14 protein-coding genes, 1 tRNA gene, 1 pseudogene and 2 riboswitches are annotated in these 14438 nt (G+C 40.1%); of the genes and pseudogenes, 12 read left to right on the forward strand and 4 right to left on the reverse strand.

The window, feature by feature from the left end; translation table 11 throughout:
• Positions 1 to 107: 107 nt before the first annotated feature.
• Positions 108 to 212: a cytochrome b6-f complex subunit PetM gene (gene petM, locus ACX27_RS19120; RefSeq protein ID WP_062294992.1), complete on the reverse strand. Its 105-nt coding sequence runs from the start codon at positions 210 to 212 to the stop codon at positions 108 to 110.
• A gap of 261 nt (positions 213 to 473) precedes the next feature.
• Here petM and pdxA point away from each other — a divergent pair, with 261 nt between their 5' ends.
• The 3 genes from pdxA to ACX27_RS19135 all read left to right on the forward strand — a co-directional run bounded on the left by pdxA (position 474) and on the right by ACX27_RS19135 (position 3886).
• Positions 474 to 1556 (forward strand): 4-hydroxythreonine-4-phosphate dehydrogenase PdxA, encoded by a 1083-nt coding sequence (pdxA, locus tag ACX27_RS19125; protein ID WP_062294993.1) that lies wholly within the window; start codon positions 474 to 476, stop codon positions 1554 to 1556.
• Between the two features lie 67 nt (positions 1557 to 1623).
• Positions 1624 to 1697, forward strand: a tRNA-Val gene (locus tag ACX27_RS19130).
• 98 nt (positions 1698 to 1795) lie between these two features.
• A complete protein-coding gene (locus tag ACX27_RS19135; protein WP_062294994.1) occupies positions 1796 to 3886 on the forward strand; it encodes a glycoside hydrolase family 10-like protein in 2091 nt (696 codons plus the stop codon).
• A 172-nt stretch (positions 3887 to 4058) separates the two neighbouring features.
• Here the strand turns inward: ACX27_RS19135 and ACX27_RS19140 are convergent, their stop codons facing one another.
• The gene (locus ACX27_RS19140) at positions 4059 to 4736 is read right to left on the reverse strand and encodes an ATP-dependent Zn protease (protein WP_062294995.1); all 678 of its coding nucleotides are present in this window, start codon (positions 4734 to 4736) and stop codon (positions 4059 to 4061) included.
• A 179-nt stretch (positions 4737 to 4915) separates the two neighbouring features.
• Between ACX27_RS19140 and ACX27_RS19145 the strand changes: the two genes are divergently transcribed.
• The 4 genes and pseudogenes from ACX27_RS19145 (at position 4916) to rnc (ending at position 7747) form a co-directional block, all read left to right on the forward strand.
• A complete protein-coding gene (locus ACX27_RS19145) occupies positions 4916 to 5353 on the forward strand; it encodes a secondary thiamine-phosphate synthase enzyme YjbQ (RefSeq protein ID WP_062294996.1) in 438 nt (145 codons plus the stop codon).
• 5 nt (positions 5354 to 5358) lie between these two features.
• The gene (locus ACX27_RS19150; protein ID WP_062294997.1) at positions 5359 to 5946 is read left to right on the forward strand and encodes a Uma2 family endonuclease; all 588 of its coding nucleotides are present in this window, start codon (positions 5359 to 5361) and stop codon (positions 5944 to 5946) included.
• 459 nt (positions 5947 to 6405) lie between these two features.
• Positions 6406 to 6936 carry an NYN domain-containing protein gene (locus ACX27_RS19155; protein WP_062294998.1) on the forward strand — a complete coding sequence of 177 codons (531 nt, stop codon included), beginning with the start codon at positions 6406 to 6408 and terminating at the stop codon, positions 6934 to 6936.
• 126 nt (positions 6937 to 7062) lie between these two features.
• A pseudogene (rnc, locus tag ACX27_RS19160) lies at positions 7063 to 7747 on the forward strand (ribonuclease III).
• Positions 7748 to 7762: 15 nt separating this feature from the next.
• On the opposite strand, the gene ACX27_RS19165 reads toward rnc, so the two are convergent.
• Together ACX27_RS19165 and ACX27_RS19170 are read right to left on the reverse strand one after the other, a co-directional pair.
• The gene (locus ACX27_RS19165; RefSeq protein WP_062294999.1) at positions 7763 to 8215 is read right to left on the reverse strand and encodes a hypothetical protein; all 453 of its coding nucleotides are present in this window, start codon (positions 8213 to 8215) and stop codon (positions 7763 to 7765) included.
• An 82-nt stretch (positions 8216 to 8297) separates the two neighbouring features.
• A complete protein-coding gene (locus tag ACX27_RS19170) occupies positions 8298 to 9488 on the reverse strand; it encodes a sensor histidine kinase (protein WP_062295000.1) in 1191 nt (396 codons plus the stop codon).
• Between the two features lie 327 nt (positions 9489 to 9815).
• Positions 9816 to 10024: riboswitch (cyclic di-AMP (ydaO/yuaA leader) on the forward strand.
• Between the two features lie 35 nt (positions 10025 to 10059).
• Here ACX27_RS19170 and ACX27_RS34025 point away from each other — a divergent pair.
• The 5 genes from ACX27_RS34025 to ACX27_RS19190 all read left to right on the forward strand — a co-directional run bounded on the left by ACX27_RS34025 (position 10060) and on the right by ACX27_RS19190 (position 14401).
• On the forward strand, positions 10060 to 10203 hold the full coding sequence (locus tag ACX27_RS34025; protein ID WP_235526265.1) for a hypothetical protein: 144 nt from the start codon (positions 10060 to 10062) through the stop codon (positions 10201 to 10203).
• Positions 10157 to 10972 (forward strand): nitrate ABC transporter permease, encoded by an 816-nt coding sequence (gene ntrB / locus ACX27_RS19175; RefSeq protein ID WP_235526681.1) that lies wholly within the window; start codon positions 10157 to 10159, stop codon positions 10970 to 10972. The genes ACX27_RS34025 and ntrB overlap by 47 nt, the downstream gene beginning before the upstream one ends.
• Positions 10973 to 11090: 118 nt before the next feature.
• The gene (locus tag ACX27_RS19180; RefSeq protein WP_062295002.1) at positions 11091 to 12533 is read left to right on the forward strand and encodes an ABC transporter substrate-binding protein; all 1443 of its coding nucleotides are present in this window, start codon (positions 11091 to 11093) and stop codon (positions 12531 to 12533) included.
• Between the two features lie 57 nt (positions 12534 to 12590).
• Positions 12591 to 13427, forward strand: coding sequence for an ABC transporter ATP-binding protein (locus ACX27_RS19185; RefSeq protein ID WP_062295003.1), 837 nt, complete (start codon positions 12591 to 12593; stop codon positions 13425 to 13427).
• 17 nt (positions 13428 to 13444) lie between these two features.
• Positions 13445 to 13579: riboswitch (cyclic di-AMP (ydaO/yuaA leader) on the forward strand.
• A 177-nt stretch (positions 13580 to 13756) separates the two neighbouring features.
• Positions 13757 to 14401, forward strand: a complete 645-nt coding sequence (locus ACX27_RS19190; protein ID WP_062295004.1) for a universal stress protein — start codon at positions 13757 to 13759, stop codon at positions 14399 to 14401.
• The last annotated feature ends 37 nt before the right edge of the window (positions 14402 to 14438 follow it).

Raw genomic sequence — 14438 nt, forward strand, 5'->3', positions numbered from 1 at the left:
CGTAAACAAAAGTTTACACTTTTCTTAGAAATTAATTAATACCCAAAAATTTTGAAAACAGCGTTGTCCGTTGTGCGGACACGCTATTTTTTCAGACTTCAGAGAGATTATTCTTCTGCACCCTGAATTTTCAGCAATAAAGCACCTAAAGCCCAACCCACGAAGATTAAACTAAAAGCCAGAAAAGCTGTACTGAAAATTTCGCCACCCATTGTTTTGTGTCTCCTTTGAGAATCGTTTGTCATAATTCTAAAGGCTAACCTTTAGATTGCATATAATTTGGGCTGTTTGTTGCCATCTGGTGATTCAAGAATAGAAGTTTTACTTTTACCAATGACCCCAGATAAACTGAAGTTACTCAACAGCTACCGTTGAATTAGACCTGTGTAAACAATTCTAAACTAGTTTGATGGTTAATCCCGATGATTGCGGGATCAAGCCAATTCCATGACAAATCGAGATAAATTAGCCTTATGTATCCAAGCGAGTCAAAACTCATAGCAAAATCACACAAAGCAATTCGTCCTCGATTAGCACTGACATTGGGAGATCCCGCCGGAATTGGGACAGAAGTCATCTTAAAAGCTTTAGCTGATCCAGAAGTAACTCAAAATTGTGATGTCACGGTAATAGGAAATCAAGATTGGTTAGTGCAGACTTATGACCAATTAAATTTATCGGGTAATTTAGTTGCCTTGGCAAATCCCCACAGTTTAAAAGTTATTGATGTGCAGTTGCAGCAAAATCTCAATGCAATTGTTCCAGGTGTAGGAAATGAGGTGAGTGGTGCGGCGAGTTTTGCTTATATGGAATATGCGATCGCCCAAACACTGGCAGGTGAATTTGATGGTATAGTCACAGCGCCCATTGCTAAATCGGCTTGGAAAGCCGCAGGATATAATTATCCCGGTCAAACAGAACTTTTGGCAGAAAAATCTAATGTAGAGCGATATGGGATGTTATTTGTAGCGCGATCGCCTCACACTGGTTGGATACTCCGCACCTTGTTAGCTACGACACATATTCCTCTGCGCCAAGTAGCAGATACACTCACACCCCAACTACTCAGCCAAAAACTAGATTTATTAGTAGAGTGCTTACAAACAGATTTCAGTATTAGTAAACCGAGAATTGCGATCGCAGGTTTAAATCCCCATAGTGGCGAACAAGGACAATTAGGAACCGAAGAACTCGATTGGTTGATTCCTTGGATAGAACAAGAACAGCAAAAGCACCCTCAATTGCTCTTAGAAGGGCCAATCCCTCCCGATACAATGTGGGTGAAACCTAGTCAAGCTTGGTATAGCAACTCTTCGATAAATCATCTAGCCGATGCTTACTTGGCACTCTACCACGACCAAGGCTTGATTCCTGTGAAACTCATGGCCTTTGACCGTGCCGTGAATACTTCCATTGGTTTACCATTTATCCGCACTTCACCAGACCACGGTACAGCATTTGATATTGCAGGTAAAGGAATTGCCGACTCCATCAGTATGAAAGCCGCAATTCAATTAGCTGCTGAGTTAGCCAGTACTAGAAGACAAGTTGATTGATAAGAAAATATCCTTGTGCTTGACTATCTAGATTAATATGCGCTATTATTGTAAATTGTGTGGTTAAGGACGTATAGCTCAGTTGGTTAGAGCGCTACGTTGACATCGTAGAGGTCACTGGTTCGAATCCAGTTACGTCCATTCTTGTTGATTGTCAAATATGAAAATTTCTGCGAAGTCCGGGAAAAATTGCGATCGCGCTGTTAGAATCCAGCCAAGCAAACTAATGGCAATCAACAATGGTCTCTACTACTGCACGCTTCTCAGACACTCAAAACCATTGGGCGCGTCCGTTTATTGAAGCCTTAGCAGCGCGGCGCATTTTAAATGGCTATCCCAACGGTACTTTTCGCCCCGATAACTCAGTGACGCGTGCTGAGTTTGCGGCGATCGTGGCAGCAGTTTTTACTGTACCAGAAAAACGCCAATACACTCCTTTTGTTGATGTCCCGGCAAATCACTGGGCAGTAAAAGCTATTGAGAAATGTTACGAAACAGGATTTTTGACTGGCTATCCCGATAAATATTTCCGCCCTAATAATCGCATTGCTAGGGGTGATGTTTTAGTTTCACTAATCAATGGTTTGGGTATTGCAGCGAAAATACCACCGGACTTAGTAAACCAATTACCACAAATTTATCAAGATGCAATTAACATTCCTGGTTATGCCAGAAATCAAATTGCTTTAGCTACGAGTGCAGGTTTTGTTGCCAGTTTCCCCAATATTAAATTACTCAATTACGCTACAGCTGCAACTCGCGGCGATGTCGCGGTGATGGTTTATCAAGCTTTGGTATATCTGGGTAATGCCCAAAAGATATCTTCTGTTTATCTTGTAGTTCCACCAACCACAACACCAACACCGACACCGACACCAACACCAACACCGACACCCATACCAATACCCACGCCCACACCCATACCTAGACCCCCTGTATCTAGTACTGTTAAAGTCAGCCATACACGCGAGTTTCGTGGGGCTTGGGTAGCGTCGGTGTGGAATAGTGACTGGCCTTCCAAGGCGGGACTTCCAACTGCACAACAAAGGTCAGAATTTTTAGAAATTGTCAACCAGTTGCAAGCACTGAATTTCAACGCTTTGATTTTGCAAGTACGTCCTGAAGGTGATGCTTTGTATGCTTCAGAATTAGAACCTTGGAGTGCTTGGATTACTGGAACCCAAGGCAGAGCGCCCGAACCATTTTATGATCCTTTAGAGTTTGCGATCGCTGAATGTCACAAACGCAATATCGAAGTTCACGCTTGGTTCAACCCCTACCGCGCCAAAACTAGCATCAAAGGTTCTCCTAATGTCCGCCCCCACATCGCAGTTACCCATCCAGAAGTAGTTTATCAGTGGGGCAATCAACTGTGGATGGATCCTGGCTCAAAAATTGTTCAAGATAGAGCTTACAATGTAATTCTTGATGTTGTACGGCGCTATGACATCGATGGTATTCACTTAGACGATTATTTTTATCCCTATCCCATCCAAGGGCAATCTTTCCCCGACAATAAAACCTACGCTGCATACAGAGCCGCAGGTGGTTTATTAAGTTTAGATGATTGGCGACGCGAAAATGTCAATCAAATGGTGCTGCGGCTTTCACAAGGAATCAAGACAACCAAACCTCATGTCAAATTTGGGATTAGTCCATTTGGAATTTATCGCCCCGGACAACCTGCGGGAATTACTGGTTTAGATGCTTACAGTGTATTGTATGCTGATTCACGCAAATGGTTAGAACAAGGTTGGATTGATTATTTAGCACCGCAACTTTATTGGCGGATCGACCAAACCAAACAAAGTTATCCTGCACTACTGCGATGGTGGACAGAAATTAATTCTCAGCAGCGACATATTTACGCCGGAAATAATCTTGGTCAATTAGATGGAAAAGCTTGGAAAGACGATGAAATTGATAAACAAGTCAAAATTTCCCGCAACTTAGCCAGCAACTTATCTCTAGGAAATATTTTCTTTAGTATGAGTGCTATTAATCAAAATCGGCGCGGTATTGCTGACCAATTCAAAAATTCTCTTTATTCTAGACCTGCAATAGTACCTTCTATGCCTTGGCGGAGTGCTGCCCAAGTATCTCCTCCCCAAGCCTTGCAATTTAAAGATGGTAAACTTAACTGGCAACCAGGAGATAATCAGCCTGTAAGGTCTTGGACACTTTACCGCCAAACAGGTGATAGTTGGACTATTCAGCGTATTTTATCTGCTGGTACAACTTTCGCCACTGTCCAACCTGGAACTTATGCTGTTTGTGCCGTTGATAGGTTAGCAAATGAAAGTTTAGGTGTAGTTATTACTGTAAGTTGATGATAGGACTTACGCACAAAGATTGTCAGTTAAGAATGGGTGTAAGGGTTTTGAACACCTACACCCTTACAGGGAAGTCAAAATTCAAAAGTCAGAGAATTTTTTACTTTTGACTTTTGACTTGATTCTGCCCCTTCACCCTCTCCCCAAAACTTAATTTTTCGTTGTATTTTTATTTTGTACTAGCGATCGCACTTTGGCATTCTTCCACAGAAGCACGCTGTTGCATGGCTTGGACTAAAGCCTGATAACTTGACCAATTTTCTTCTAACAGAGTTTTTGCTTGTAAAACATGAAACCGTTGTTTTTGCTGAAAGGCTGACTCGGAAAAACCCACAATTTTTAAGACTTCCGCCAACTTCGCTTTATCATCAGCGCCACCTTCTGCACGTTCAAATACTAAAGCTTCCGCCGCAATACCAGCCATCCACATTGTGCAGTAACGGTCTAGCATTTGGGCGCTGATGGTACCTTTTTCTAATTGTGCCGCTAACTCAGCGTCATTAAAAGCCACACCGCCTTGTCCTGGTTGTCCTTTTCGCCAAGCTTCCCAGGCGCTGAGAGTGTAGCCAGTGACGGGAATACCCAGCACAGAAGCCACCAAAAAATGTCCTGCTTCATGGTGGATAATGCGATCGCGGTGTTCACTCGAAAATCCCGCAATCCAATCTAGCAAAATAGTTCCACCCTTACCTTGCAAGCTAAAACTGTCTAAAGTGGCGATTCCTAAAATAGTGAAAGTGGCGAGTGCTGGTACTGTCGGCGATAAGTTAATTAATGGCCCCAGCAGTACCGAAAAAGTCATCAGAAAGACTGATATGGCTACTAAATTGAGGGCTGTTTGGCTCATTGTCAGTTTTTTAACTACGGCTTAATCTTTCTTAATTATGAAGCGATCGCTCCATTTTTGAGTAGGATTTTTGATAGTCTGCATAGATAAACTGGGTTGTTCTATGGCAATCCTCAATAATCTCTCCCTAGCCTCCCTTGTCCTCCTTGTCTCCCTTGTCTATATCTACACTTCCAGAAATGCCCATAATTAATCAGTTAATAGAAATTGCCACCGAATCAGGAATTAATATTCACAACATCACTCGACAAATCAAAGATTTAATTGCTCAAACATCAATTAAAAACGGACAAGTTTTAGTCTTTTCACGTCACACAACCACAGCTTTAGCCATCAATGAATATGAAGTCAGATTATTAGAAGATATCAAAGTATTCTTTAATAAATTAGCACCAGCATCAGACCGTTACTTACACAATGATTTGCATTTACGAGATGTTCCCGAAGATGAACCGATGAATGCCCATTCTCATCTACTTGCCATGATGTTAAGTACTAGTGAAGTCATTCCCATTGTGGATGGAAAATTAGCATTAGGAACTTGGCAATCTGTATTATTTTTTGAATTAGATGGGCCGCGTCAACGAACCGTATCAGTGCAGATTTCCGGCGAGTGAAATTTATGACTATTATTCAACCAAAACGTTTCACATTGGATGAATATCACGAACTTACAAAATTAGGCTTTTTTCATGAAGATGAACATATCGAATTAATCAATGGGGAAATTATTCAAATTATATGTAAGGGTACAGCACACGCAACTTGTTTAAGAAACTTATTAAGTAAATTACCAAAATTAGTAAGAGATAAGGCAACATTACAATCTAAATCACCAATTACTTTACTTCTCAATAGTGAGCATGAACCTGATTTAACTATTGTTAAAAACCGTCCTGATAATTATCTATTGGCTCACCCTAGTCCTGATGATGTTTTGTTAATAATGGAAGTTGCCGACTCTTCATTAAGTTATGACCAAGATGTGAAAATTCCTATTTACGCTCAAGCTGGTATTTCTGATTGTTGGATATTTAATTTGCTCGATAATTATTTAGAATGTTACAGCGAACCTTCTCAAGATAATCACGGTAAATATGGTTATCTAGATAAGCGAATTGTTTTACCTAATCAAGTAGTAGCGTTGTCTTGTTTCCCTGATTTGTCTCTCGATTTAAATAAAGTATTTCCGCCAAAACTAAATTCTTAAAGGATATTGAGTACCTGTCCAAGCTGTAATTTTTTACAAGAAACTATCTTGACATCCAGTATTGATTGTGCAAATCTATACTTAAGACAGCAAAATAAATGCACTCTAAAGCTCTAGTTGTTGATATTGTCTCAGGAGAGATAACTTATGATTGCTTGTTACGCTTTGAGTCATCTTTTTGCCTGAGTAATTAGCCAAATATCTCGTCCAAGGCACAGATTAGCCTGTAAACAATAAGACGAGATATTTGCCTGAATATTCAGGGAGAAAGATGAAGCAAAGCTTAGTAAGCAGCCACTGACTTGTACCTCTTGAGATAGAACCAAAGAAAGCGATAGTAAGAGCCATTGTGTGAGCGAAAACTTTTTGAGTTTCAATCACTTACCCCAGGTGATGCTACTTCTAGAGGTGTAGTTTTTTGATGCTGTCCAGTACACCACAAATACTGGAGAAAGTAGAATGCTTGCTCATTCACAATCCACAAAACAAAACAGCTATAGGAAAAGCTCTGTTGCTGTTCTTTGTGATATTCAAAATGTTCTAAGAATTAAGGATACAGCCAAATTCTTACTAGATTTTGCAAAATTGCAAGGAAAAGTAGATTATAAAAAACTCTACTACAACTCACATTATCCTAGTCAAGTTTCTATCAAAGACATACTAGAGACACTAGATTTTGAAAGTATTGATGTTACAGACTCTTCTTTGAATAGCGCAGATCATCGTTTGATGGCTGACTGTGTTAAGCTTTTTGCTCCACAACGCTCACCTATCCCCAAAATAATTATTCTTGTATCAGGAGATTGGGATTATGCTGGTTTAATTGCAATTCTCCAAGCTATGGATAAAAAGGTGATAGTTTTTGCTCAAAAAGGTAGTGCTAGTGTAAAACTAATGAACCTCGTTGGTAAGAATAATTTCTACTTTGTGGATGAATTACCTGAGTTAATGAAAGATATAACTCAAATTTGCGTTCCTGCTATTAAGTAGGACAAAAAAATGATTTATGGGATAGATATTACCTACCCTATATCTATCCTGGAAGGTTTAGGGTTATTCCCTAAATCTAACTTAAGTTACAAACAATTATTATTCCCAACTAGACAAGTAAGAAAAATGCACAAGCTTCTAACATTTCGGAATGAAAAACTTTTACGGCGGGCGCTGACTCACCGTTCTTATGTTCATGAAAATCCAGGTGAAGGAGAACATAATGAACGCTTGGAATTTCTCGGTGACGCTATACTCAATTTTTTTAAGTGGTGAATATCTTTATCGCCACCACCCAGAAAAAGGAGAAGATGAATTAACACGCCGACGTTCTGCTTTAGTAGATGAAAAGCAATTAGCCAAATTTGCTGAAGAAGTTGGTATAGATTTGAGAATGCGGTTAGGAAGAGGAGCGATTTTAGATGGTGGTTTTCAAAATCCTAATTTGCAGAGTAGCACTTTTGAAGCTGTTATCGGAGCTTATTATTTAGATAATAATTGTGATGTTGAAGCAGTACGGGCTATTGTTGAACCATTGTTTGATTCTGTACCTGAACAAATTGTTGTAGTTCGCTCAAATGTAGACTCAAAAAACCGTTTTCAAGAATGGGTACAACGCAATATAACAATAAACCCGCCTGAATACATTACAAAGCAGGTAGGTGGTTTGTCTCACGCACCAATATTCACCGCAAAAGTATTTGTTGATGGTAAAGAATACGGAGAAGGAAAGGGACGTAACAAAAAAGATGCGGAAAAAGCTGCTGCTGAAAATGCACTGGCTAAGTTGAAACAAGAAGGTATGTTGTAGAGATTTATCTAATTTTTAAGAGTGGGGAGAGGTTAGCCTTGGTTGTGTTTTATTGCTTTTGGGTTGTAGTTTCATCCATTGAAAAGACACAAGGTTTAATAACAAACCGATGAGTAATAAAATCACCATCAAGGTTATCTGATACCACAGAATTGGTTGCACAAATAAGTCTGCCACAAGATGAAGCAAGTTCATAATGCTGTAAACTACAGTTAAGGCGAAATGTAAGACGCGGTAGCGTTTAGATTCGGTAAAAGAAGTGGCGATTATCGCCAATATGGGTAGTGTGAAAAATCCCAACATTAGCCATAGAATTACAGAAATATCACTCAGTTGTGAGGCGTGTTGCGATTCGGCTACAGATAAACCATGAAATAACGGCATTAAACCTAGTTGTGTGTGAAACAATGTTCCTAGGAGAAATGCTGTCCATAGAGTAATGATTCGTTCTCTATAATTCAGCATGATGAAATCTTCTCGATTTATAATTGCCCAGTTTTTAATTTAGGCAAAAAATCTGAGGAACTTGTGAAGTATGTAATTAGTTTTATCAGGTATTGATTTCTAAGGGGAAAGTCACAGTAAATGTAGAACCAACACCTAGCTGAGATTCTAAATTGATTTCGCCTTGGAGTAATGTGACTAACCGAGCAACGATCGCCAGCCCTAATCCTGTACTATCAGGTAGGTAAGCGCGATCGCTCTTATTTATCCGATAATAAGGTTCAAATATCCGCACTTGGTTTTCTGGCGCAATTCCAATTCCTGTATCAACAACCGTAAATGACCAATATTTTTCGTCTAAAATTTGACATACTATTGTGACACTACCCGACTCTGTATAGCGAATGGCATTACTGACAAGATTGGTGATTACTTGTTGTAATTGAAACTCATCTGTGAATATTTCTTGTGGACAGCGATCGCAGTCTACAATAATTTGTAAATCTTTTTCCTCTGCTAACGGTTCCAACATTTCACACACATTAATTACCAATTCTTGGACATTGGTAGGTGCAATTTGCAGTTGTACTTTACCCGCATCATATCGGGATAGTTCTAATACATCATTAATTAAGCGGAGTAAATGTCTGCCATTGCGTAGTACTCGTTCGATATGTTCTAAATTTGTATAAGAGTCTTTGATATCAGAATTGCGTTTTTGTTGTCGTAAAAATAAATCAGAATAGCCAATAATCGATGTCAGAGGATGTTTCAGTTCGTGGGCTAATTGCGAAAATGTATCTTGATTGGCATTAATTAAGCGGGTTAATTCCTCGTTATGCAGAGTTAATGATAAATGTAGATGCTTTAATTCTCGTAAACGCTCTTCAACATAACTTTTAAAACAGCGTGCTATCGCTTCATCTATGACAGCATCAATTAAACGCATATAACGCACAATTTCGGCCGGCGTTCCTTGCAATAAACCTGTCTCTAAAGTATCAAATATTACTATTCTTAATAACCGATATTCTCTCGCAATTTCCGTAGGATCAAAACCTTGTTCAGCCCGTAGTAACCCATGTTGCCAACTGGCTGTCAGTATCGACTTGATATCACTTTCCTGAGATGGCGCAAGTACACTAATCATCGCTCGAAACACATCCGGAATGTGATTTTTAATCGCTGTATAAGACAAGTCATCAGCACTTTCAATCTGCCTGTCTTGCCGAACTGCCGCCACCCATTTCTCAATAATACTGTTAATATTTTCAGCCAGTATGAGACTAAAATCCATTACGTTAAGTTTTGTAAAGATTTAGTGAAAAAAATTTGGAACTAGAACTAGTTTATCGAGAATGGTGATTTTTTGGGCAGAATTAACGGAATCATTCAACTATAACAAGTAAGAAACTACGTACCTATAGAGATAGATTTTAGCTATTGAGATTGAATTTTTTGGCTTTTTGTTGAGTATGATTAACGGGGCAATAGTAGATATTTGTTACACATCATTGACAGCCCAAAGGGTGAATAAATTAAGTTAGAGCAATCAATAGAATCTATCCTAAGAAGTTGTTTTTACTGGACAGCAATGTTATATTTCGCTATATTGTTGTGAATTCGAGTAAGTCAGCCTAATTCAGCGTGTCAAAGTACGTAACGCTGAAACGGAGGAACCACACTTGGGGCGTATCTTAGTAGAAGTAAAAAGTAAAAAGTAAAAAGTTAGTGATAATCTAACTCAGCACTCATTACTCAGCACTCTAAAAAGAGGGGCATCTCTCAGCCCTAGCCCGTCAGCTAACTTCGTAGGCATTGAGAGGAGACTGAAGAGATAGCATTTTTATGATGTTTTGATCTCATCAGTGTCCAAGGCTGGTACTGCTCAGATTTTTGTACCTGTACTTAAACCTGCTGAGGTTAAAGATGATATTGCAATTAAATTTAGCAGCGATCGCAGCGATCGCTGGTCAAGCTGCGTGGCAGAAAACCAAGCCCATCATTACTAAAGATGTCGTCTTTTTACCTATCTTGGGTTTTTTAGGCATTATTTTGCTGTGGTGGGTGGTTGCTTTAACCAACCATGAATTAATGCCCACACCACCAGAGGCATTAATTGCCAATTTAGACTACATATTAAATCCTTTTTATCAACGAGGGCCGGGTAACTTGGGCATTGGTTGGTTGTTACTAGCCAGTCTACGCCGTGTGTTGATTGGTTTTTTGTTAGGTGCAGTCGTCGCCATTCCTTTGGGATTTCTCATTGGGATGTCTAAGCCAGCAATGTTAGCCCTCAACCCCATCATTCAGATATTTAAACCTGTATCACCCTTGGCTTGGTTGCCCATTGCTTTAGCTATCTTTAACTTGGCAGATCCCTCAGCAATTTTTGTGATTTTTATCACCTCCTTATGGCCGACCATTATTAACACAGCCCTAGGAGTTGCCAGCGTTCCCAAAGATTATATAGATGTGGCACAGGTGTTAGAAATGCCACGCTGGCGCAGAATCACTAAAATCATTTGGCCTGCCAGTTTACCTTATATCTTTACAGGCTTACGAATTAGTTTAGGCATTGCTTGGTTAGTTATCGTCGCCGTCGAAATGCTGACAGGCGGTATTGGTATCGGCTTCTTTGTTTGGGATGAATGGAGTCGGTTAAATCTCAGTTCTGTGTTTCTTGCAGTATTTGTCATTGGTTTAACCGGACTAATTCTCGATTTCGCCGTCGGTAAACTTCAAGAACTTGTGACTCATCGCCCGACAACGGTGAAATAACAAAATTTACCAGCCATTCGCATTCCTCACAGGTGGTCAGATCCCCGACTTTTGAGAGAAGTCGGGGATCTCACAACCCATCAAATAGAAGACTCTGCGCCAATATGGAGCTACAAAAATGGGTGATAATAACTGGACTAGAAGAGATTTTCTCTTAGGACTGGGAACTACAACAGCCGGAATTGCTCTATCTTCCTGTGGAATTTCGGGAGATAAATCTGCGTCAGGATTGACAAAAGAAGCCTTAGCGGTTCAACCTGTAGTTAGGTCTCAAGATTTAGAAAAACCGGATATTACCGTTGGTTACGTTCCTGTTAATGATTGTGCGCCATTTGCGATCGCCTGGAAAAAAGGTTTCTTTCGCAAGTATGGTTTAAATGTCAAACTCAACCGCGAAGCCAGTTGGGCAACTTCTCGTGACGGTTTAATTTTTGGTCGTTTAGATGCTTCCCCTGTTGTATCGGGGGCTGTCACCAATGCCAGAATTGGGGCAGAAGGCGCACGTCACGCCCCTTTGTGTGCCGCCATGACCATTCATCGCCACGGTAACGCCATGACCATGAACAAAGCTATGTGGGATTTTGGCTTGCGTCCGTGGTACGAATATCAACAACAATATGGCGACGGCGCATTAGCAGCCTTTGGCAAAGATTTCCGCGCCTACTTTGATAAGCAGTCACCAGAAAATAAAGTTTGGGCTGTGGTCTTGAGTTCCGCGATTTACGAATATTTCGTGCGTTACATATCTGCGGCGGCTGGTGTCGATCCTCTCAAAGAGTTTCGCGTTATCATCGTCCCCCCTCCCCAAATGGTGACAAACGTGCGAATTGGGGCAATGCAAGCTTATATGGTAGCCGAACCTTGGAACACCAGAGCCATTACAGGTAACGAAAACATTGGTTTTACCTTCGCCCAAGGTAAGGAAGTCTGGCTAGGACATCCCGATAGATTATTGGGTGTGATGGAGTCATTTATCGAAAAATATCCCAAAACCTATCGTTCTCTAGTAAAGGCGATGATTGAAGCTTGCCAATATTGCAGCAAACCTGAAAATCGCCAAGAAGTCGCCGAACTACTTACAGACCGTTCCTTTACTGGTGCGAGACCAAAAAACAAGAATGCCCCAATTACCAAATTTACAGCCCCAGGAATTTTGGGAAGTTACAACTATGGCGGGTTTGACGGCAAAGACCGTACCATCCAAGCTGCTGATACTACCATCTTTTACGATATTCCCGACAACTTGCCCAAACAGCCAGGCGAACACGCAACATTTATGTGGCGGTCGAGAAGTATTTGGTTAATGACCCAAGCCGCCAGGTGGGGACAAATTCAGGAATTTCCTAAAAATGCCGAAGAATTAGCCGAAAAAGGTTGGAGAACAGATTTATATCGAGAAATAGCCTCAGAAATGGGTATCGAATGCCCGAAAGACGATTACAAAGTTGAAGCAGCAGAAGTATTTATTGACAAAAAACCCTTCGACCCTAGTGACCCGGTAGGCTATCTCAACAGTTTTGAAATTCGGGCGAAATCTCCGGTGCGTTTCTTTATGTCTTAGGTATTAATTCTCAACATTGACTAACAAATAGTTCAAATTTTAGCGGAGCCTTTGATGATGAAATATACACCCACTTCAATCGATACTGAACAGCAAGTCATGTCTCGTAATAACTTTTTAGAAATTGAAAATTTAGTCAAGTCATATCCGACACCAGATAAAGGTAATTTTGTGGTTTTGGATGGTGTCAATCTCAGCATTAGTGAAGATGAATTTATTTCAGTAATTGGTCATTCTGGTTGTGGTAAATCAACTTTGTTAAAAATTGTTGCTGGGTTAGAAACAGCAACTTCTGGTTCAGTACGACTAGATGGCAAAGAAATCCGCAAGCCAGGCGCAGAAAGGATGATGGTCTTTCAAAACTACTCTTTATTACCTTGGTTAACTGTTAGAGAAAACATCCGTTTAGCCGTAGATGAAGTGTTAAAAAATGCAACTCGTGCTGAAAAAATTAGCATTGTTAACGAACACTTGGCAATGGTAAACTTAACCCCGGCAGCAGATAAGTATCCTGATGAAATCTCTGGAGGTATGAAACAACGGGTAGGTATTGCCAGGGCTTTAGCAATTCGTCCCAAAATGTTGCTGATGGATGAACCTTTTGGGGCATTAGACGCATTAACTAGAGGAAAATTACAACGGCAAGTATTAGATATTTGGGAAAATAATCGCCAAGCCGTGATGATGATTACTCACGATGTTGATGAGGCTATTTATATGAGCGATCGCATCGTATTAATGACTAATGGCCCAGCCGCTAATATTGGGGAAATCTTAGAAGTACCTTTCGATCATCCACGCGATCGCTCTGCGATGCGGAATTCCAAAGAATATTTTGAATTGCGTAATTATGCCTTGAATTTTCTTGATAAATATTTCACCCAAAATGAGTAAATTAGACTATCATTTCTTTTAGCGGGTCGCCTAATTCAAATTCATCACATCATGATTTGAAACGGAGGAACCAAATATATGGGGCTAATCTTCAAGAGAGACACCTTCCAGTCTTAGCCCGTCAGCTAACTCCGTCGGCAATGGAAGGAACTCCCAAAAATTTGGCTGTAATAACAGTTGTGATTGGGGTTTCTTTAAGGAACGAATAAAAGATGAAGCCTAAAGGATGAGATTCATACTTTGCACTTTAAACTTCATACTTTATTCACCCTGCTTCTCATTCCTCATTTATTCCCTTTAGGAGAAGTTAAACTGTGAACATTAAGCCAATGTTAGTGCGCCTGCAAAGCGCCATAGGTAGAGATGATTTAGTTGAGCAAATGGTATTAATACCAGAGCCAAAAAGAAGTTCTTTGACAAATTCTCAAACATCAAACGCCATCAACTTAATCGTTGGTTACAACGCTTCACCTAATAGTCATACAGCACTAGACATTGCTTTTTGGATTGCTCATCAAACACGTTTAGCAACAAATCAGCAAGTTGTAGTCCAAGCTGTTTATGTAGTAGAACAAAATCAAAGTGAAAAGTCTTTAGATAAAGTTAATTGGGCAGATTATTTAACTTCCTGCGAATGTGGAGTCAGTAATATGTACCAATCTGCAACATCTGTATTAACTCAACCAAAAATTAAGGGCATCAGCCAGTCTTTACAAGCACAAACTGTTACTCATCTAGAACAGGCTGATAAAATTCTTTGGCAAGCACGTAGTTTAGCTGAAGAATGGCAGGGTTCTTTTAAATCGCATTTACGCTTCGGTAACGTTGCTACAGAATTGGCAAAAGTTGTGAAATTAGAAGCGGCTGATGTTTTATTGCTGGGGTGTAAATCTATTAATCATAAGATGATTCAGGCGCTAGGTTTTAACTTTCCTTGTGCGATTTTAGGCATACCCAATGGCATTGATGAATAACTACTGTATGAAATAACAGTAATTCTTGAGCTAAATC

The organism is Nostoc piscinale CENA21 (assembly GCF_001298445.1).
Taxonomy (GTDB): Bacteria; Cyanobacteriota; Cyanobacteriia; order Cyanobacteriales; family Nostocaceae; genus Nostoc_B; species Nostoc_B piscinale_A.